We start from the raw sequence: 19,553 nt of genomic DNA on the forward strand, positions 1-19,553 counted from the left end.
GAGTGACGTGTCACCGTCTCCCCGTGACCACGAACGGGACCCCCGAGCACCCGCGGAGCGGCAACGGGCGCCAGCCGAAGCCCACCCGCCGCCGCCGCACCGCCACCATCTGGATCTCCGTCGCCGCAGCCGTCGTCGTCCTCGGCGTCGCCGGCGTCCTGATCGGCACGAACGTGTACTCGAACACCGAGAACGCGAAGGCCTCGGCCGCACCGAGCGTCGCCGCCAGCCGCGCCCCCTCGACGCTCGATGCGAGCGACCTCGCGGGCACCTGGACCGTCGGCGGGGACTCGGAGGCCGGCTACCGCCTGCACGAGGTGCTGAACGGTTCGGACGTCACGGTCACCGGCCGCACCGACAGCGTGACGGGCACCGCCACGGTGGACGGCTCCTCGATCACCGCGGCCGCGATCACGGTGCAGGTCGCCGACATCGCCACCGACTCCGCCCAGCGCGACTCGTACTTCCGCGACTCCGCGCTCGACACCTCGGCGTTCCCCACCGCGACGTTCACGCTCACCGGTCCGATCGCCGACGCGGTCCCCACCGGTTCCGGTACGAAGCAGGTCGAGGCGAGCGGGAACCTGACGCTCCACGGCGTCACGAAGGCGGTCACCGCGACGCTCGAGGTCGGCCTGAACGGCGACAGTGTCGACATCTCCGGCTCGATCCCGATCACCTTCGCCGACTACGGCGTGCAGGCCCCGAGCCTCGGGTTCGTCAAGGTCGACGACGACGGCACGGTCGAGTTCCTCGTCCACGCGACGCCCGCGGGGTGACGTCCGCCTAGGAACGGTCCCAGGTCTTCACCCAGTCGATCTCGAGGTGCCCTGGCTTCCCCCAGTTGCCGATCTGGAACATGAACCGGTGCGCCGTGGTCGGCACGTGCTGTGTCACCGTGAGGACGATCTGCCCGTCCACGTAGTAGCGGACCGCCTCCCCCGGGATCCACTCGGTCGTGTAGGTGTGCCACTGCCGCCACGTCGCGTCCGTGTGCAGCCCGACCGCGCTCCGTTCCTGGCCCTTCACCATCGAGTGACTGAACGCGCCGACGGTCCCCTGGAACGTGCCCTCGGGGAAGTCGACCTCCCCCTCGGACCAGACGTTCGAGGTCGGCCACAGCAGGAACGCGGCACCGTTGCCGTCGCCCCCGGTGGCCCGGGCCCGGACGCTGAACGTCCCGCCGACGTGTCCCCACGCGCCCGTCGGGGTGCCGAACGTGCCGGCCGCCCCGCGCTTGCCGTCCATCGCGACGTCCATGTAGCCGTCGTGCGCGCTGATGATCTCGTTCGACCAGTACCGGTTGGCCATGCCGTCCGGGTACGGCTGCCAGGACCCCGCGTAGGTGGTGGCGAACTGCCCACCAGCAGCTGCCGGGGTGTCGAAGTCCTCGGAGAAGGTCGGGGCGGCGCCGTTCGCCGGCACGGTGGGCGTCGGGGTCGGCGCGGACACCGACGTCGCGGAGGGCGAGGCGGGGTCGCCCACCCACCCGCGGGCATCGGCCGTGGAGACGGTGCCGAGGGTGACACCGGCGGCGATGACCGCGGCGAACACGAGCAGTGACCTGGAGACCTTCATCGGTCGTCCCGGCGTCGGGTGGGAGCTGCGGTGCTGCCGTCGTCGTCATCGACGTGGCGCACGGCGCGGTGTGCGTCCTGCATGGTCGTGGATCGCTTTCTGGGTCGAGCGGTTCCGGGGACCGGACCGGCCCGTGGTTGCGGTCCGGCGGTGTCCCTCACAGGTCTGTCTACGCGTCCACCGGGTCCACCACGAGGACCCCGCACCCCGCCAGCGGGATCGGTGCGGGCTCCCGCGCCGCATGCGTGATCCCGCGGTCGTTGCGGCTTCCCGCGAGCACGCGCCGCGTCCCCGCGGGTGCGCTGATGCCTTCCGACACCGCAGGAGTCGATCGACCGGCGCGGTGTCGGAACATGCGCACGCACGTGCCGTGGACGCACACCCCACCGGCCTGGAGGCTCGGCACCCGTCCGCCACCGAGCCTCCCGGCCGGCCGTGGTCGCGACCAGTGCACGCGGCGGCCACCGCGCGCCGCTCACGCCCGCCGCGCTCCCGCCGCGCGCCGCGCGCCGCGCCGCACACCGACAACCGTGCTGTCGTACGACAGCGACCCTGTCGCTCCGGCTCGGCAGCGGGCGACCCCGGCGCGCCTCAGGCGGGCGCGTCCCCGGTCACGAGGAGGTCACGGACGACACCGGGCAGCGCCTCGATGAGCGTCGTCATCGTGAACGGCCCACCGCCGGACGCCCGCCGCGCCGCGGTGCCGTGCACGACCGCCGCGGCCGCCGCGAGGTGCGCGAGGTCCGCCGGACCGACCTCCCCGGAGCCCGCCCGGGTGGCCACGAGCGCCCCGAGCACCCCACCGAGGACGTCCCCCGCGCCGGCGGCGGCGAGCCACGGCGTGGCGGAGGACGCGACGAGCCGCACGGACCCGTCCGGGGTGACGACGTGCGTGTCGGAGCCCTTGAGGAGCACGACGCTCCCGGTCTGCTCGGCGGCGCGGAGCGCGGAGCCCCGCGGGTCCTCCTCGACTGCATCACGGGAGACGTGCAGCAGCGCGGCGAGCTCCCCCGCGTGCGGCGTCAGCACCGCGAGCGGTCCGAGGTCGACCAGCGGGATCGCCCCGGCGTCGACGACCACCGGGACGCCGTCCTCGGACGCGTGCTCGAAGGCGGCAGCGGTCGCCGGGTCGAGCGAACCGAGCGAGGACGCCGAGATCCCGGACCCGACCAACCAGGCCTGCACGCGGCCGATGCCGGACACGACCTCGGGACGGCGGGCGAGCACGAAGTCCGTCGCACGGTCGGGTCCGACGTACCGGACCATCCCCACCCCGGTGTGCACGGCCGCGTCGACGCCCATGATCGCCGCACCCGGGTAGGCGGCCGAACCGGTCGCGACGCCGAGCACCCCTCGCCGGTACTTCGTGGACTCCCCGGTCGGCGCGGTCGTCCACGCGGCGGCGTCGGACACGGAGAAGGGCACGAAGTCGTTCATCGACCCCACGTTACGGTGGAGCGCATGAGCCTGTTCCTGCCCGGTCGTGTCGTCGTGTTCGACTACGGCGAGGTGATCAGCCGCACGCCCACCGCCGCGCGGGACGCCCTGCTCGAGGCCACCGGGCTGCCGGAGGACGAACTCTTCCCCGTCTACCAGGAGCTCCGCCACGACCTGGACCGCGGCGACCTCAGCGTGCTGGAGTACTGGCGCGCGATCGCTGCCCGCACCGGCCGGTCCTGGTCCGTCAGCGAGATCCACCGGCTCTGGGCGATCGACTACACGGGCTGGTTCGAGGTCGACCCCGCGGTGCTCGACCTCGTCGAGGAGCTGCACGACGCCGGCACCCGGCTGGCGCTCCTGTCGAACGCCGGGTTCGACTTCGGGGACCCGTACCGGCGGTCACCGATGGGGTCGCTGTTCGAGACCGTCGTGGTGAGCGCCGAGGAACACGTGCTGAAGCCCGACCTGTCCATCTACCGCGACACCTGCGAGCGTCTGGGAATCGAGCCGTCGCAGATGGTGTTCGTGGACAACAGGGCCGAGAACGCCGCCGGCGCGGAAGCGATCGGGGCGGTCGGCCACCACTACACGTCACCAGCGCTGCTCCGGGGGTTCCTGGAGGAGCTGTCGGTGACGGCCACCCCGCACGAAGGAGCCACCGCGTGACGCACGCCCTGTTCGAGCCGATCACCATCCGCGACCTGACGGTCCGCAACCGCATCTGGGTCTCGCCGATGTGCCAGTACTCGGTCGAGCAGCAGGACGGCGTCCCGACGCCGTGGCACCTCGTGCACCTCGGCGGGTTCGCCAAGGGCGGCGCCGGCGCGGTCGTCGTCGAGGCCACCGGGGTCGTGCCGGAGGGACGGATCAGCCCGCAGGACCTCGGCCTCTGGAACGACGAGCAGCGCGACGCGTTCCGCCCGATCGTCGACTTCATCCACTCGCAGGGCGCCGCGGCCGGCGTGCAGCTCGCCCACGCGGGCCGCAAGGCCTCGACCTACCGCCCCTGGGAATCGTCCCACGGCACGGTCCCGGCGTCCGAGGGCGGCTGGACCGCCGTCGGCCCGTCCGCCGAGGCGTTCCCGGGGTACGACGTCCCGCGCGAGCTCTCCACCGAGGACATCCGCCTCGTCGCGGTCGGCTTCGCCGTCGCCGCACGTCGTGCCGTGGAGGCGGGCTTCGACCTCGTCGAGCTGCACGCCGCGCACGGGTACCTCCTGCACCAGTTCCTCTCCCCGCTGAGCAACCACCGCACCGACGAGTTCGGGGGCTCGCTCGAGAACCGGGCCCGCGCGCTGCTCGACGTGGTCGACGCCGTGCGTGCCGAGGTCGGCGAGGGCTTCCCGATCGTCGTCCGCTTCTCCGCGACCGACTGGACCGACGGCGGTCTGACGCTCGACGAGGTCACCGAGGTCGCCCGCTGGGCCGCCGAGCACGGTGCCGACCTCGCCGACGTCTCGACCGGCGGCAACGTCGCGAGTGCGCCGATCCCCGTCGGCCCGGGCTACCAGGTACCCTTCGCCGCGGAGATCAAGCGGAACGCCGGCATCGGCACGATCGCCGTCGGGATGATCTCCGAGGCGTTCCAGGCCGAGCAGATCGTGGCGACCGGGCAGGCCGACGTGGTGATGGTCGGGCGTGAGTTCCTCCGTGACCCGGGCTTCCCGCTCCGTGCGGCGGTCGAGCTCGGGGTCGAACTCGACTACGAGCCCCAGCAGTACCACCGAGCAAGCGTCACGAAGTAGGGCGGATTCTCGGGTTCCGGCCCGACCTCGTGATTACGATGATGACCACTGTGGACGATCCTCCGAATCCTTCTTCGCCCCACCACTCATCCGGCGCTCACTCAGTGAGCTGCCCTGACTCGTCGTGTGCCCGCAGCGCTGTCCGCTCGCGGAGCACGTCCAGCCCCCGGGGGTGGACCCGATGAGCCCCATCGACATCGTCATGCTCGTCGGTGGCATCCTGCTGACGCTCGGCACCGGCGTCTTCGTCGCGTCGGAGTTCGCACTCGTGAACCTCGACCGCGCCGACGTCGAGGCGCGCCGTGACCGCGGGGAGCCCGGCCTCGCGCCGGTCATCGGTGCGCTCAAGGTCACCTCGACGCACCTGTCCAGCGCACAGCTCGGCATCACGCTGACGACGCTGCTGACCGGCTACCTGCTCGAGCCGTCGATCGCGAAGCTGCTCGAGGCACCGTTCCTGGCGCTGGCGCTCCCCGAGGGGATCGTCGAGACGGTCGGCTCGATCGTGGCGCTCGTCATCGCGACGCTGCTCTCGATGATCCTCGGCGAGCTCGTGCCGAAGAACTTCGCGCTCGCGCTGCCGCTGCAGACCGCGAAGCTCGTGGTGCCGCTGCAGATCGCGTTCACGACGGTCTTCAAGCCAGCGGTCGCCGTGCTGAACGGCACCGCGAACGCCGTGCTCCGCGCGATCGGCATCGAGCCGCAGGAGGAGCTCTCCGGTGCGCGCAGCGCCGAGGAGCTCACCTCGCTGCTCCGTCGTTCGGCGTCCGAGGGCTCGCTCGAACAGGACACCGCGACGCTCCTCCAGCGCACGCTGTCCTTCTCCGAGCTCGACGCCAGCGACGTGATGACCCCGCGCCCGCGGTTGTCCACGATCCGGGTCTCGGAGTCCGCCGAGGACGTCATCACGCTCGCCCGCCGGACCGGCTTCAGCCGCTTCCCCGTCATCGAGGAGGACGCGGACGACGTCGTCGGGATCGTGCACGTCAAGCAGGCCGTCGCCGTCCCGCGTGAGAAGCGTCCGGAGGTCCCCGTCGGCGCGCTGATGACCGACGCCGAGCGGGTCCCCGAGACGATGCCCGGTGACACGCTCCTCACCGAGGTGCGCGGTCGCGGCTACCAGATGGTCATCGTCGTCGACGAGTACGGCGGCACCGCCGGGGTCGTCACGCTCGAGGACCTCATCGAGGAGATCGTCGGCGAGGTGTCGGACGAGCACGACCGCGCCCGCATCGACGTCGTCCGTTCCCGCAACTGGCTGACCTTCCCCGGGCTGCTCCGTCCCGACGAGCTCGAGGACCGCGCCGGGGTCAAGGTCCCCGAGGACGGCCCCTACGAGACCGTCGGCGGCTTCATCATGTCGACACTCGGGCGGCTGCCGGTCGTCGGCGACGAGGTCCCGCTCGAGGACGGCGTGTTCCGCGTCGAGCGCCTCGACGGACGGCGGGTCGACCGGGTCCGCTGGACGCCGACCCCCACGGACACCCCGCCCGGCGGCGTGACGATCCCGAACTCGTCCGCGAAGAGCAAGCAGAAGGAGAGCACCCGATGAGCAGCGACTGGTGGGGCATCTTCTGGCTGTTCGTCCTGCTCGCGGGCAACGCCTACTTCGTCGCGGCCGAGTTCGCCGTGATCTCCGCACGCCGCTCCCAGATCGAGCCCCGTGCCGAAGAGGGCTCCCGCGCCGCGCAGATGACCCTGTGGGCGATGGAGCACGCGACCCGGATGCTCGCGACCACCCAGCTCGGCATCACCGTGTGCTCGCTGCTCATCCTCAACGTCTCCGAGCCGGCGATCCACCACCTGCTCGAGGTCCCGCTGCACCTGACCGGGTGGAGCGTCGAGGTGATCGGCATCGTGGCGTTCGTCTTCACGCTGCTGCTCGTCTCGTTCCTGCACGTGGTCTTCGGCGAGATGGTGCCGAAGAACATCTCGTTCTCGATGCCCGACCGTGCGGCCCTGCTCCTCGTGCCGACGCTCTGGTACATCGGCCACGGCCTGCACTGGGTCGTCGTCGGCCTCAACGAGATCGCGAACGCCGTGCTCCGGCTGTTCAAGGTGGAGCCGAAGGACGAGGCGGTCAGCGCCTACACCGTCGAGGAGGTGCAGACCATCGTCGAGCAGTCCCGCCGCGAGGGCACGCTGTCCGACGACGGCGGCACGCTCCGGATGGCGTTCGAGTTCACCGAGAAGAAGGTCCGGGACATCGCAGTGCCGATGTCCGAGCTGGTCACGCTCCCCGAGGACGCCACCCCCGCTGACGTCGAACGCGCGGTCGCGCAGCGCGGGTTCTCCCGCTACGTGCTGACCGGCGAGACCGGTGAGCCGACCGGCTACGTGCACGTCAAGGACGTCATCGACCTGCGCCCCGACGAGTTCGACGACCCGGTGCCCCCGAAGCGCATCCGCCAGCTCATCTCGCTCTACACCGAGATGGACCTCGAGGACGCGCTTGCCACGATGCGCGCCGCAGGCCGCCACGTGGCGCGGGCGTTCGACGCGGACGGCCGGACGACGGGCGTCCTGTTCCTCGAGGACATCCTCGAGGAGCTCGTCGGCACCGTCGAGGACGCGACCAGACGCCGGTAGACGCTCCGGACAAGCGGACGGGAGGCTCGGTGCCAGCTGGCACCGGGCCTCCCGTCCGTCACGGGGTCGGGTGTGGTGCCCCTACCAGCTGACGGGGAGCGGCTTGCCCTCTTCGTACCCGGCGGCGGACTGGATGCCGACGAGCGCACGGTCGTGGAACTCCGCGAGGCTCGTCGCGCCCGCGTACGTGGCGGAGCTGCGGACGCCCGTCGTGATCATGTCGAGGAGGTCCTCCACGCTCGGCCGCTCCGGGTCGAGGTAGATCGTCGAGGAGGAGATGCCCTCGGCGAAGAGCGCCTTGCGTGCCCGCTCGTACGGGTCGAGGCGCTCGAAGCGTTCGCGCACGGCCTTGGCGGACGCCATGCCCCAGCTCTCCTTGTAGGCGGCGCCCTTCGCGTCGCGCCGGAGGACACCGGGCGCTTCGAGCGTGCCGGCGAACCACGAGCCGATCATCACCGCGCTCGCGCCCGCGGCCAGGGCGAGTGCGACGTCACGGGGGTACCGCACGCCGCCGTCGGCCCAGACGTGCGCGCCGAGGGCCTTCGCCGCCGCGGCGGTCTCGAGCACGGCGGAGAACTGCGGACGCCCGACCGCGGTCATCATCCGGGTCGTGCACATGGCACCGGGGCCCACACCGACCTTGATGATCGACGCGCCCGCCTCGACGAGGTGGTGGACGGCGTCCGCGGTGACGACGTTGCCGGCGACCAGCGGGATCCCGAGGTCGAGGGCGGCGACGGTGCGGAGCGCGCGGAGCATCCCTTCCTGGTGGCCGTGGGCGGTGTCGAGCACGAGGACGTCGACGCCGGCAGCGGCGAGGGCCTGCGCCTTGGCCGCGACGTCGCCGTTGATGCCGATCGCGGCGCCGACACGGAGCCGACCGGAGGCGTCCACCGCCGGACGGTAGATGCTCGACCGGATCGCGCTGGTCGGGCTGGTGGTGCCGACGACGTGGCCGTGCCGGGTCACCGGCGCGAAGTCCGCGCCCGCCGCGGTGAGGACGTCGTAGACGTGCCGCGGGGTGCCGGCGTCCTCGGCGTCGATGCCCGTGGAGGCGCCGTGCAGCAGGTCGCGGAGCGTGGCGTCGGGGCCGGCGGTGCCGAGCCGGGTGGCGGGGACGCACCCGAGGTAGTCGCCGTCACCGCCCCGGACCACGACCCCGCGGCCGGCGACGGGCAGGAGCTGCTCGAGGGTCTCCGCGACGGTGGTGTCCGGCCCCATCTCGACGGCGGTGTCGAAGTCGACGGGCTGGTCCTTGACCCAGCGGATCGCGGCGTCGAGGTCCTGCAGGTGCATGTCCTGCGGGAGCACCCCGAGCCCGCCCCGTCGGGCGAGGGTGGCCGCGAGCCGGGGGCCCGTGACCGAGTTCATGTTCGCGCTGACGATCGGGATCGTGGCGCCCGAGCCGTCGTTCGCGGCGAGGTCCACGTCGAAGCGGCTCGTCACGGCGGATCGGCTCGGGACGAGGAACACGTCGGAGTACGTCAGGTCGTGCGTCGGCCGGGTCTCGTAGAACCTCATGCGGCCCACCGTACTGCTCGACGACATGCCTCGGGCTGACACCGAACGGACATGTGGAAACGGCTACGCTTGACGTCGTGCGGGGCAGGGTTGCGCCGCACGACACACACGAGCATCAATCGACGGAGAGTGGGCGATCGGCTGTGTCGAGCCATCTGACCGGAACTGACGAGACCGCGGGCGAATTCGGCGCGAACGAGTGGCTCGTGGACGAGCTCTACGAGCAGTTCATCGCCGACAAGGACTCGGTCGACAAGTCCTGGTGGCCGGTCCTCGAGAGCTACCACCAGAGTGCCGCCGGCAAGAGCGCTCCCGCGGACGCGGGCTCGGCGCCTGCCGCCTCGGCTCCCGCGCAGTCGGACGCCGCCCCCGCCGAGGGCAAGGGCGGCCAGATCCAGGCCCGGACGACGTCGAAGCAGCCGTCGCCGCAGCCGATCCCGGCCGAGGCCAACGACGAGGCCGACGACCACGAGGAGACCCACGAAGACGTGGCGACCCCGCTCCGCGGCATGGCGAAGACGCTGGCCTCGAACATGGACGCCTCGCTCACGGTCCCGACGGCGACCAGCGTCCGGACGATCCCGGCGAAGCTGATGATCGACAACCGGATCGTCGTCAACAACCACCTGCGCCGTGCCCGCGGCGGCAAGATCTCCTTCACGCACCTCATCGGCTGGGCGATGGTCCAGGCGCTCAAGGACTTCCCGAGCCAGAACGTCTTCTACGAGGAGCGCGACGGCAAGCCCTTCGTCGTGCAGCCCGCGCACGTCAACCTGGGCATCGCGATCGACGTCCCGAAGAAGGACGGCACCCGCTCGCTCCTCGTCCCGAGCATCAAGCGCGCGGAGACCCTGACGTTCGGCCAGTTCCTCACCGCCTACGAAGACCTGGTCAAGCGAGCCCGCGACAACAAGCTCACCCCGACGGACTTCCAGGGCACCACGATCTCCCTGACGAACCCGGGCGGCATCGGCACCGTGCACTCGGTCCCCCGCCTCACCAAGGGCCAGGGCGCGATCATCGGCGCCGGCGCGCTCGAGTACCCCGCGCAGTTCCAGGGGTCCGCGCCGAAGACCCTCGTCGAGCTCGGCGTCGGCAAGACCATCACGCTGACGAGCACCTACGACCACCGCGTCATCCAGGGCGCCGGGTCGGGCGAGTACCTGAAGAAGGTGCACGAGCGGCTCATCGGCGAACACGGCTTCTACGAGGGCATCTTCTCCGCCCTCCGGATCCCGTACAAGCCGATCCAGTGGGCGAACGACATCAACGTCGACCTGGCGCACCGCGTCGGCAAGACGGCCCGCGTGCAGGAGCTCATCAACAGCTTCCGGGTCCGCGGACACCTGATGGCCGACGTCGACCCGCTCGAGTACCGCCAGCGCACCCACCCCGACCTCGAGATCGAGAGCCACGGGCTGACGTTCTGGGACCTCGACCGCGAGTTCGTCACCGGCGGCCTCGCCGGCACCACGACCGCGCCGCTCCGCGACATCCTCGGGGTCCTCCGGGACGCCTACTGCCGCACCGTCGGCATCGAGTACATGCACATCCAGGACCCGGAACAGCGCCGCTGGGTGCAGTCCCGCATCGAGGTCCCGTACTCGAAGCCGTCGAAGGAAGAACAGCTCCGCGTCCTCGGCAAGCTCAACGAGGCCGAGGCGTTCGAGACCTTCCTGCAGACGAAGTACGTCGGCCAGAAGCGCTTCTCGCTCGAGGGCGGCGAGTCCACGATCGCGTTCCTCGACACCCTCATCCAGCAGGCAGCGCTCGCCGGGCTCGAAGAGGTCGCGATCGGGATGGCGCACCGCGGTCGTCTCAACGTGCTGACGAACATCGCCGGCAAGACCTACGGCCAGATCTTCCGCGAGTTCGAGGGCACCACGCTCCCCGGCGCCGTGCAGGGCCAGGGCTCCGGCGACGTCAAGTACCACGTCGGTACCGAAGGCGTGTTCCGCGCCTCCGACGGCACGTCGATCCCGATCACGATCGCCGCGAACCCGTCCCACCTCGAAGCGGTGGACGGCGTGCTCGAGGGCATCGTCCGCGCCAAGCAGGACCGGAAGCCCGCCGGCACCTTCGGTGTGCTCCCCGTGCTCGTGCACGGCGACGCGGCGATGGCCGGCCAGGGCGTCGTCGTCGAGACGCTGCAGATGTCCCAGCTCCGCGGGTACCGCACCGGCGGCACCGTGCACCTCGTCATCAACAACCAGGTCGGCTTCACCACCCCGCCGGACTCCGGGCGCACCTCGGTGTACTCGACCGACGTGGCGAAGACGATCCAGGCGCCGATCTTCCACGTGAACGGCGACGACCCCGAAGCCGTGGCACGTGTCGCGGACCTCGCGTTCGCGTACCGCGACGAGTTCCACCGCGACGTCGTCATCGACCTGGTCTGCTACCGCCGACGCGGCCACAACGAGGGCGACGACCCCTCGATGACGCAGCCGCTGATGTACAACCTGATCGAGGCGAAGCGTTCCGTCCGCACCCTGTTCACCGAGGCGCTCGTCGGCCGCGGCGACATCACGCAAGAGGAGTACGACGAAGCGCACCGCGACTTCCAGGACCGCCTCGAGCGCGCGTTCGCGGAGACGCACGAAGCGCAGACGGGCACCATCCCGGTCATCACCGTCGACGACGACGGCGCCGTGCAGGGGCTCGAACGCCCGACCTCGCAGCGCGACGACTCGGAGAACGACGTCCACGAGACCGCGATCTCGCAGGAACTCGTCGAGCTCATCGGCGACGCGCACGGCAACCCGCCCGCCGGGTTCCAGGTGCACCCGAAGCTGCAGGCCCTGCTGACCAAGCGCACCGACATGACCCGCAAGGGCGGCGTCGACTGGGCGATGGCCGAGCTCATGGCGATCGGCTCGATCCTCACCGAGGGCAAGCCGGTCCGGCTCGCCGGGCAGGACGCCCGCCGCGGCACGTTCGTCCAGCGCCAGGCGGTCTTCCACGACCGCGTGAACGGCCAGGAGTGGCTGCCGCTGTCGAACCTGACCGAGGACCAGGCCCGCTTCTACATCTACGACACGCTGCTCAGCGAGTACGCGGCGATGGCGTTCGAGTACGGCTACTCGGTCGAACGGCCCGAGGCGCTCGTGCTCTGGGAAGCGCAGTTCGGCGACTTCGCCAACGGCGCGCAGACGGTCATCGACGAGTTCATCTCCTCCGCAGAGCAGAAGTGGGGACAGCGCTCCGGCCTCGTCCTGCTCCTGCCGCACGGCTACGAGGGCCAGGGGCCGGACCACTCGTCCGCACGCATCGAGCGCTACCTGCAGCTCTGTGCCGAGGACAACATGGTCGTGGCACGCCCGTCGACGCCGGCGTCGTACTTCCACCTGCTCCGCCGCCAGGCCTGGGAGCGCCCGCAGAAGCCGCTCATCGTGTTCAGCCCGAAGGCGATGCTGCGACTCCGTCAGGCGACGAGCGCGGTGGAGGACTTCACGAGCGGGACCTTCGAAGAGGTCCTCGACGACGCGCACATCACCGACAAGGGTGCCGTGCGCCGCGTGGTCCTGCACTCCGGCAAGGTGCACCACGACCTCCGCGCCGAGCTCGACAAGCGCGGGACGACCGACGTCGCCCTCGTGCGGCTCGAGCAGCTCGCCCCGCTCCCCCTCGAGCGCATCCTCGAGGTCCTCGGCAGCTACCCGAACGCCGACGTCGTGTGGGCGCAGGAAGAGCCGGAGAACCAGGGCGCCTGGCCGTTCGTGTGCATGAACCTCTCGCCGCACCTCGACGGACGCCCGCTCTCGGTCGCGTCGCGCGCGGCCAGTGCGGCACCCGCGACGGGTTCCTCGAAGCGCAGCGCCCACGAGGCGACCGAGGTGATCACGAAGGCCCTCGGGTAGCCCCTCGGCTCGCCGGACACCGGCTTCGCGCCCTCGCGCAGACAACGCGCCCCGTCACAGCGGGGCGCGTTGTGCGTCCGGGGGCGCGTCGTCCGCTCGGATCCGCCGGGAGGCTCGTCACGCCTCCGCCACGCACGTCGCGCGTTCCTTCCCATCTCGGGTGCACTGGGAAGGCGATTCGCGCGTAGCGGGTCGGAAGTTCTCACCTCCTACGCGCGATTCGACTCACCACGCACGGAACGACCCGCGCGGGTGCGGCGCGCGCAGCGCGCCGCTACACGATGCGCGTGTAGCGCACCCCCGCGTCGTGGTAGCCGCGCTTCTGGTAGAAGCGGTGCGCGCTGTCGGTCGCGGCCGCACTGACGGCGGACAGCTGCCGGGCGCCCTGCGAAACGGCCCACGTCTCGAACGTGCTGATGAGCGCGGAACCGGTGCCGAGCCTCCTGGCCGTGGGGTCGACCACCAGCAGGAGCAGCTGCGCCGTCGGCTCGTCGGACGCGTACGCCCACGTGACCTGCGCTCCCGCGACGGCCACCGCGCGGCCGTCGTCGTCGCGCACCAACCACGTGCGGTGGCCCGCCTCGGCGGTCAGGCGTTCGAGCCGGGCGCGCATCGCGGACTCGTCCGCGGTGTGCCCGAGGGTCCGGACGAGGGCGGCGACGTCGGCGACGTCCGGGTCGGACCAGCTGGTGATCGACTCGACGGAGAAGGTCATGCTGGCGACCCTACCGACGCCACACACCGTGTGACGCCGGGAGCACACCGCACGACGCGTCGCACGGGTGTCAGTGCGTCGCCTGCTCCACGCGGATGCGCGCCAGGATCTCGGTCCGGAGCTGGTCCGGAGCGGTCTCCTTGCACGCGCGCTTCACGGTCTCCATGAGGACGACGTTCACGCGGTGCTCGGTGGTGCAGTCCTCGCAGTCGTCCATGTGCTCGCGGATGTCCGCCGCGTCTTCGCGGCGGAGTTCGTCGTGCAGGAACTCCTCGAGCTCCGCCTTGGCCTTGGAGCAGTCGCAGCCGCTCATCGTTCACCCTTTCGATCCGTGCGGCCCTGAGCCGCGGTGCGGCCCGGGTTCGCGGTGCGACCAGTGGTCGCGGTGTTCCGGCCTCGTCCGCGCATCGTCGCCGTCGACGCTGCGTCCGGGACGATGCCGGTCTCTCGGGCGTGGTCCGCCAGGAGCCCCCGGAGGAGCCGGCGACCACGGTGGAGACGGCTCATGACCGTCCCGACGGGGGTCTTCATGATGTCGGCGATCTCCTGGTAGGAGAAGCCCTCGACATCGGCGAAGTAGACCGCCATCCGGAAGTCCTCCGGGATGGCCTGCAGCGCGTCCTTCACGGCGGAGGACGGCAGGTGGTCGATCGCGTCCGCTTCGGCCGATCGTGCGGAGATCGACTGCGTGACGCTCTCCGCGCCGCCGAGCTGCCAGTCCTCGAGCTCGTCGATGGTGCCCTGGTACGGGTTCCGCTGGTTCTTGCGGTACGTGTTGATGAACGTGTTCGTGAGGATCCGGTACAGCCACGCCTTGAGGTTCGTGCCCTGGCGGAACTGGCGGAACGCGGCGAAGGCCTTGACGAAGGTCTCCTGCACGAGGTCCGAGGCATCGGCGGGGTTCCGCGTCATGCGCATCGCGGCGCCGTAGAGCTGGTCCATGAACGGCAGCGCCTGGTCTTCGAACAGGCTCCGCAGTTCCGTCGCGGACACGGTCTTCGCGTCGACCACGTCAGCGTCCGACGCTTCGAGCGCCGCCGCTTCCTCGGAGACGGCGTCGAGCTGCTCCTCGGTCTCCTCGACCAGGTCGTGCGGTGTGGCCTGCGGCTCGTCGGTGGTCATCGCGGGCCAGTCTAGGCGGACGCCGCCGAGAGCGACGGCGTGTCCGACGCCCGGTCCAGCGAGCGTGGTCACCGCGGCGGGCAGGTCTGTCCGCGTGGGTGCGAGTGCTGTCGCCAAGGGTCCTCCCGATCGTTTCAGTAGTCTTGTGAACCGATGGCCGAGACACAGCATTCCCAGCGCGCGAACCACGAGCCCGCCCCCTGGATCGCCCCCGTCGCCGCGGGCCCCCTCAGCGGCGACGTCTCGCTGCCCGGCTCGAAGTCGCTGACGAACCGGGAGCTGGTCCTCGCCGCCCTCGCCGACGGCCCCTCGACCATCCGGCTCCCCCTGCACTCCCGCGACTCCGCCCTGATGATCGAGGGACTCCGCGCCCTGGGCGTCGGCATCGAGGAACTGCCCGGCGAGAACCCCTACGGCCCCGATCTCCGCATCACCCCCGCCCCGATGCACGGCGACGTGCGCGTCGACTGCGGCCTCGCCGGCACGGTGATGCGCTTCCTGCCGCCGCTCGCCGCCCTGGCCACCGGCCCGGTCGTGTTCGACGGCGACGAGGCCGCGCGCCGCCGTCCGATGCGCCCGGTCATCGACGCCCTCGTCGCCCTCGGCGTCGACGTCACCGACGACGGCGACGGGTCCCTGCCGTTCGCGTTCACCGGCACCGGCTCGGTCCGTGGCGGCGCGCTGACGATCGACGCCTCCGCCTCGTCCCAGTTCGTCTCCGGCCTGCTCCTCTCCGCGCCCCGCTTCGACGAGGGCCTGCACCTGACGCACGTGGGTGAGCGCCTGCCGAGCCTCCCCCACATCGAGATGACCGTCGCCGCCCTCCGCGCCCGCGGGGTCCGCGTCGACGAGCCCGCCGTCGGTGAGTGGGTCGTGCACCCGGGTCCGATCGCCGCCGTCGACGTCACCATCGAACCGGACCTCTCCAACGCGGCTCCCTTCGCGATCGCGGCCCTCGTGGCCGGCGGCACCGTGCGCATCCGCACCTGGCCCACCGCGACGACGCAGGTCGGCGCCGACCTCGAGACGCTCCTGCCCCTGTGGGGGGCGAGCGTGGCCCGTGACGGTGACGACCTGGTGTTCGACGGCGGCGTCGGGATCCGGGGTGGCGCCTCCGTCCCGGGTCTCGAACTCGACCTGACCCGCGGCGGCGAGCTCGCACCCGCCCTCGTCGCGCTCGCGGCGCTGGCCGACGGACCGACCACCGTCACCGGCATCGGGCACCTGCGTGGGCACGAGACGGACCGCCTGGCAGCGCTGGCGGCGGACGTCAACCAGACGGGAGGCACGGTGCGGGAACTCGACGACGGCCTCCTGGTCCAGCCGGCGCGGCTCCACGGCGGCGGCTGGGCCGCGTACGAGGACCACCGGATGGCGACGGCGGGCGCGATCGTCGGGCTGGTCGTGGACGGCATCGCGGTGGACGACATCGGGTCGACGGCGAAGACGCTGCCGCAGTTCCCGGAGCTGTGGGCCGAGCTCGTGGCGACCGGTGCCGGGTCCGGTTCTGACACTGCTCCTGCTCCTGCTCCTGCTCCCGGGTCGGGGGTCTGACGTGAGCTGGTGGGACGACGTCGACGGCGACGCGGACGAGGACGAGCCGTACGGCCAGTACGACGAGTCGAGCGTCCGGGTCCGGCCGAACCCGAAGGGCAACCGGCCGCGCACCAAGGTCCGTCCGACGTACGACGACGCCCCGACCGGCTGGGTGACGAACGTCGACCGCGGCCGCTTCGGCGTCCTCGTGAGTTCACCCGACGGGGACCGGCTGATCACCGCGACGAAGGCCCGCGAGCTCGGCAAGAAGTCCGTCGTCACCGGGGACAACGTCTTCCTGGCCGGGGACGTCTCCGGCTCCGAGGGGTCCCTGGCCCGCATCGTCCGCGTCGCGGAACGGTCGACCCTGCTCCGCCGGAGCGCCGACGACTCGGACGACGTCGAGCGCGTCATCGTGGCGAACGCGACGCAGATGCTCGTCGTCGTTGCGGCCGCCGACCCGGAGCCCAGGACCCGCCTCATCGACCGGTACCTCGTCGCCGCGTTCGACGCCGGCCTCGACCCGATCCTCTGCATCACCAAGACCGACCTCGCCGACCCGGCACCGTTCCTGGCGCACTTCGCGTGCCTCGACCTGCGGATCGTGACGAGCCGCGCGGACGACGTCCCGTTCGAGGCCATGCACGAGGTCCTCGACGGTCAGGTCACCGTGACCGTGGGGCACTCCGGCGTCGGCAAGTCGACGCTCGTGAACGCGCTCACCGGGTCCACGCGGGCCACTGGCGTCGTGAACTCGGTGACCGGGCGCGGGCGGCACACGTCGTCGTCCTCCATCGCGCTGCAGGTCCGGGACGGCGGCTGGATCATCGACACGCCCGGCGTCCGGTCGTTCGGCCTCGGGCACGTCGACCCCGCGAACGTGTTCCGGGCGTTCGCCTCGCACGCGATCCCCGTCGCCGCGCCCGTCGACGGCATCCCGCTGGACCAGGCGCACGACTGGGAGATCGTCGACCGGGTGCAGGCCGGGGAGCTCGGCCCGACGGGCATCGAGCGGCTCGACTCCTTCCGTGCGCTCCTGACGGGCATGGGCGCGCACGACCCCGGCACGGAGTAGCCGCGCGGCGCGCGCGGCGCCGGCCGCCGGCCGCCGGCCGCCGGCCGCCGCCCGCCTGGCCGCCCGGCCGCCGCCCGCCCGGTGAGATCGCACTTCGTGTCGCCTCCGCAGCGTGAAGCCGACACGAAGTGCGATCTCAGCGCCCGCCTCGAGGGGCGCCGGCGGGCCCGGCGGGGCCCGGCGGGCGCTGGCGGGCCCCGGCGTCGACAAAGTCGTACCGGAGGCGTACCATTGCCCCTCGTGTCTGAAGTTGCAAAGTACAACTTTGCGCCGACCCGCGTCGACGCTCCCGCCTCCATCGACCGCGCCGACGACGCCGCGAACCAGCACCGGGGCCACGCCGCTCCCCGACCGCCGCACCGCGCCCCGAACGTCCTCCGCCCCGTCGGACTCGGCCGCACCCTCCTGACCTTCGCCACGCACATCCTCGTCCCGCTGTTCCTCGCGGCCGGGATGGGCCTGGCCTACCTCGGCGCGTTCCACGCCCCCGCGCCGAAGGACCTCCCCGTCGGCATCGTCGGGCAGAGCGCCGCCACGCAGGTCTTCGCGCAGACGGTCACGGACCAGTCCGACGGTGCCCTCGTCGCCCACGTCGTCGCCAGCGACAGCAAGGCACAGCAGCAGGTGAAGGACCGCGACCTCGCCGCCGTGTTCTCCACCTCGGCGTCCGGTGCCACGCTCTACGTCTCCTCGGCGGCCAGCGAGACCACCGCCACCGCGGCGCAGAAGATCTTCATGCCGATCGCCTACGACCAGCACCTGCCCTTCCACGTGGTGGACGTCGTGCCCTCGGGTGACCAGGACAGCACCGGCCAGGGACTGTTCTTCCTGCTCGTCGCCCTGAGCGTCGGCGGGTACGCCTCGGCCATCGCGGTCGCCGCGTTCGCCACGAAGCTCCGGACGGTGTGGACTGCGGTCATCGGCCTCGCGACCGCCGGTGTCGTCGCCGGGATGGGGATCGTCATCGCCGGACCGATCTACGGCGTCATCACGACGCACCAGTGGCAGATCTTCCTGTTCGCGTGGATGTACGACGCGATCATCATCGGTCTCGGGATCGGTCTGCACCCGATCCTCGGGCGGTGGACCACGCCGGTGCTCACGATGCTGTTCGTGATGCTCAACTTCACGTCCTCAGGCGGGATCTTCCAGCCGGCGTTCCAGCCCGGGTTCTTCGCGGCGCTCAACACCTTCTGGAGCGGAGCCGCCTGGCTGCAGGCCGCGCAGGACCTGCAGTACTTCCCCGGTGCGTCGCTCGGCCGGAGTTCCCTCGTGCTCACGCTGTGGCTCGTCGGCGCGGTGCTGCTCTGCGTCGTCGTGCACGGCCTCGTCGCCCGCCGCACCCGCATCGCCCGGGAGCGCGAGGTCAGCCGCCTCGAAGAGGAAGAGGTCGTGGCGGCGTAGCGCCGCTACGCTCGACCCGTGGACCTCAGCGCCGACCTGGACTTCGCCCGCTCCCTCGCCGACACCGCCGATGCGATCAGCCTGGAGCGCTTCCGCGCCGCTGACCTGCACGTGTCGAAGAAGGCCGACAGCACCCACGTCACGGACGCGGACCAGGCCGTCGAGCGGGTCCTCCGGGAGAGCATCGCGGCCGAACGCCCGGACGACGCGTTCCTCGGCGAGGAGACCACCGCGGACTCCGGCGCCGAGGCCACCAGCGAAGGCCATCGCCAGTGGGTCGTGGACCCGATCGACGGCACCGCGAACTACCTCCGCGGTGTGCCGGTCTGGGCGACGCTGATCTCCCTCGCGGTCGACGGCCGCCCGGTGCTCGGCGTCGTGAGCGCCCCCGCCCTCGGCAAGCGCTGGTGGGCGGCCGAGGGGCTCGGCGCGCACTCCTTCGACGGGGAGCTGCACGTCTCCGGGGTCGCCGAGCTCCAGGACGCGAGCCTCAGCTACAACAGCATCCAGCAGTGGGACGAGGACGACCGCCTGCAGCCGCTGATCGACCTGTCCCGCAAGGTGTGGCGCACCCGGGCGTACGGGGACATGTGGTCGTACATGATGGTGGCCGAGGGCATCCTCGACATCGCCGGCGAACCGGACCTCAAGCCGTGGGACATGGCCGCGCTCGTCCCCATCGTGGAGGAGGCCGGCGGCCGCTTCACCTCGCTCGACGGCGACCCGGGCCCCTGGCACGGCAGCGCGCTGGCGACGAACGGCCTCGTCCACGACGCCGTCGTCGAGGTCATCCGCCGCTGACCCCGCTCGTCGCGCTCGCGGCGGGCGACACGGTCGTCGCCGTACGACAGCGACGTCGTCGCAACCGCGCGCCCGCAACAGTTGCAGGCGCGTGGCGACGACAGGGCGGCTGTCGTACGACAGCGACGTCGTCGTTCTGCGTCGGGAGCGCCCGACCATGCTGCGTC

General features: G+C 71.6%; 16 protein-coding genes. 10 read left to right on the forward strand and 6 right to left on the reverse strand.

The genetic code is table 11. The features are described 5' to 3' along the window. Positions 1-23 precede the first annotated feature (23 nt). Complete coding sequence (locus tag EDF55_RS04410) at positions 24-779, forward strand: YceI family protein (protein ID WP_123653664.1); 756 nt, start codon at positions 24-26, stop codon at positions 777-779. 7 nt (positions 780-786) lie between these two features. Here the strand turns inward: EDF55_RS04410 and EDF55_RS04415 are convergent, their stop codons facing one another. After that, complete coding sequence (locus EDF55_RS04415; protein WP_123653665.1) at positions 787-1,578, reverse strand: glycoside hydrolase family 16 protein; 792 nt, start codon at positions 1,576-1,578, stop codon at positions 787-789. Positions 1,579-2,169: 591 nt separating this feature from the next. Next, positions 2,170-3,015, reverse strand: a complete 846-nt coding sequence (locus tag EDF55_RS04420; protein ID WP_123653666.1) for an ADP/ATP-dependent (S)-NAD(P)H-hydrate dehydratase — start codon at positions 3,013-3,015, stop codon at positions 2,170-2,172. Positions 3,016-3,039: 24 nt separating this feature from the next. On the opposite strand from EDF55_RS04420, the gene EDF55_RS04425 reads away from it, so the two are divergent. From EDF55_RS04425 to EDF55_RS04440, 4 genes are all read left to right on the forward strand, one after another. Next, positions 3,040-3,684: an HAD family phosphatase gene (locus EDF55_RS04425; protein WP_123653667.1), complete on the forward strand. Its 645-nt coding sequence runs from the start codon at positions 3,040-3,042 to the stop codon at positions 3,682-3,684. Beyond that, the gene (locus tag EDF55_RS04430) at positions 3,681-4,763 is read left to right on the forward strand and encodes an NADH:flavin oxidoreductase/NADH oxidase (RefSeq protein ID WP_123653668.1); all 1,083 of its coding nucleotides are present in this window, start codon (positions 3,681-3,683) and stop codon (positions 4,761-4,763) included. The genes EDF55_RS04425 and EDF55_RS04430 overlap by 4 nt, the downstream gene beginning before the upstream one ends. Positions 4,764-4,944: 181 nt before the next feature. Continuing rightward, positions 4,945-6,315, forward strand: a complete 1,371-nt coding sequence (locus EDF55_RS04435; protein WP_243698376.1) for a hemolysin family protein — start codon at positions 4,945-4,947, stop codon at positions 6,313-6,315. Beyond that, positions 6,312-7,352, forward strand: coding sequence for a hemolysin family protein (locus EDF55_RS04440; protein WP_123653669.1), 1,041 nt, complete (start codon positions 6,312-6,314; stop codon positions 7,350-7,352). The genes EDF55_RS04435 and EDF55_RS04440 overlap by 4 nt, the downstream gene beginning before the upstream one ends. An 81-nt stretch (positions 7,353-7,433) precedes the next feature. On the opposite strand, the gene EDF55_RS04445 is transcribed toward EDF55_RS04440, so the two are convergent. Then, a complete protein-coding gene (locus EDF55_RS04445) occupies positions 7,434-8,873 on the reverse strand; it encodes a GuaB1 family IMP dehydrogenase-related protein (RefSeq protein ID WP_123653670.1) in 1,440 nt (479 codons plus the stop codon). A 143-nt stretch (positions 8,874-9,016) separates the two neighbouring features. Between EDF55_RS04445 and EDF55_RS04450 the strand changes: the two genes are divergently transcribed. After that, positions 9,017-12,733 carry a multifunctional oxoglutarate decarboxylase/oxoglutarate dehydrogenase thiamine pyrophosphate-binding subunit/dihydrolipoyllysine-residue succinyltransferase subunit gene (locus EDF55_RS04450; RefSeq protein ID WP_185017110.1) on the forward strand — a complete coding sequence of 1,239 codons (3,717 nt, stop codon included), beginning with the start codon at positions 9,017-9,019 and terminating at the stop codon, positions 12,731-12,733. 274 nt (positions 12,734-13,007) lie between these two features. On the opposite strand, the gene EDF55_RS04455 is transcribed toward EDF55_RS04450, so the two are convergent. From EDF55_RS04455 to EDF55_RS04465, 3 genes are all read right to left on the reverse strand, one after another. Next, entirely contained in the window at positions 13,008-13,448 is a 441-nt protein-coding gene (locus tag EDF55_RS04455; RefSeq protein WP_123653671.1) for a GNAT family N-acetyltransferase, read from the reverse strand. A gap of 70 nt (positions 13,449-13,518) precedes the next feature. Beyond that, entirely contained in the window at positions 13,519-13,761 is a 243-nt protein-coding gene (locus EDF55_RS04460; protein WP_123653672.1) for a zf-HC2 domain-containing protein, read from the reverse strand. Further along, positions 13,758-14,570, reverse strand: a complete 813-nt coding sequence (locus EDF55_RS04465; protein ID WP_123653673.1) for a sigma-70 family RNA polymerase sigma factor — start codon at positions 14,568-14,570, stop codon at positions 13,758-13,760. The genes EDF55_RS04460 and EDF55_RS04465 overlap by 4 nt, the downstream gene beginning before the upstream one ends. A 153-nt stretch (positions 14,571-14,723) precedes the next feature. Between EDF55_RS04465 and aroA the strand changes: the two genes are divergently transcribed. The 4 genes from aroA to EDF55_RS04485 all read left to right on the forward strand — a co-directional run bounded on the left by aroA (position 14,724) and on the right by EDF55_RS04485 (position 19,386). After that, positions 14,724-16,124 (forward strand): 3-phosphoshikimate 1-carboxyvinyltransferase, encoded by a 1,401-nt coding sequence (aroA, locus tag EDF55_RS04470; protein WP_123653674.1) that lies wholly within the window; start codon positions 14,724-14,726, stop codon positions 16,122-16,124. Between the two features lies 1 nt (position 16,125). Next, on the forward strand, positions 16,126-17,181 hold the full coding sequence (gene rsgA, locus EDF55_RS04475) for a ribosome small subunit-dependent GTPase A (RefSeq protein ID WP_123653675.1): 1,056 nt from the start codon (positions 16,126-16,128) through the stop codon (positions 17,179-17,181). Between the two features lie 240 nt (positions 17,182-17,421). Beyond that, complete coding sequence (locus EDF55_RS19060; RefSeq protein WP_260233471.1) at positions 17,422-18,585, forward strand: hypothetical protein; 1,164 nt, start codon at positions 17,422-17,424, stop codon at positions 18,583-18,585. 18 nt (positions 18,586-18,603) lie between these two features. Further along, positions 18,604-19,386 carry an inositol monophosphatase family protein gene (locus tag EDF55_RS04485; protein WP_123653676.1) on the forward strand — a complete coding sequence of 261 codons (783 nt, stop codon included), beginning with the start codon at positions 18,604-18,606 and terminating at the stop codon, positions 19,384-19,386. Positions 19,387-19,553: the final 167 nt, after the last annotated feature.

This window comes from Curtobacterium sp. ZW137, assembly GCF_003762905.1.
Lineage (GTDB): Bacteria > Actinomycetota > Actinomycetes > Actinomycetales > Microbacteriaceae > Curtobacterium.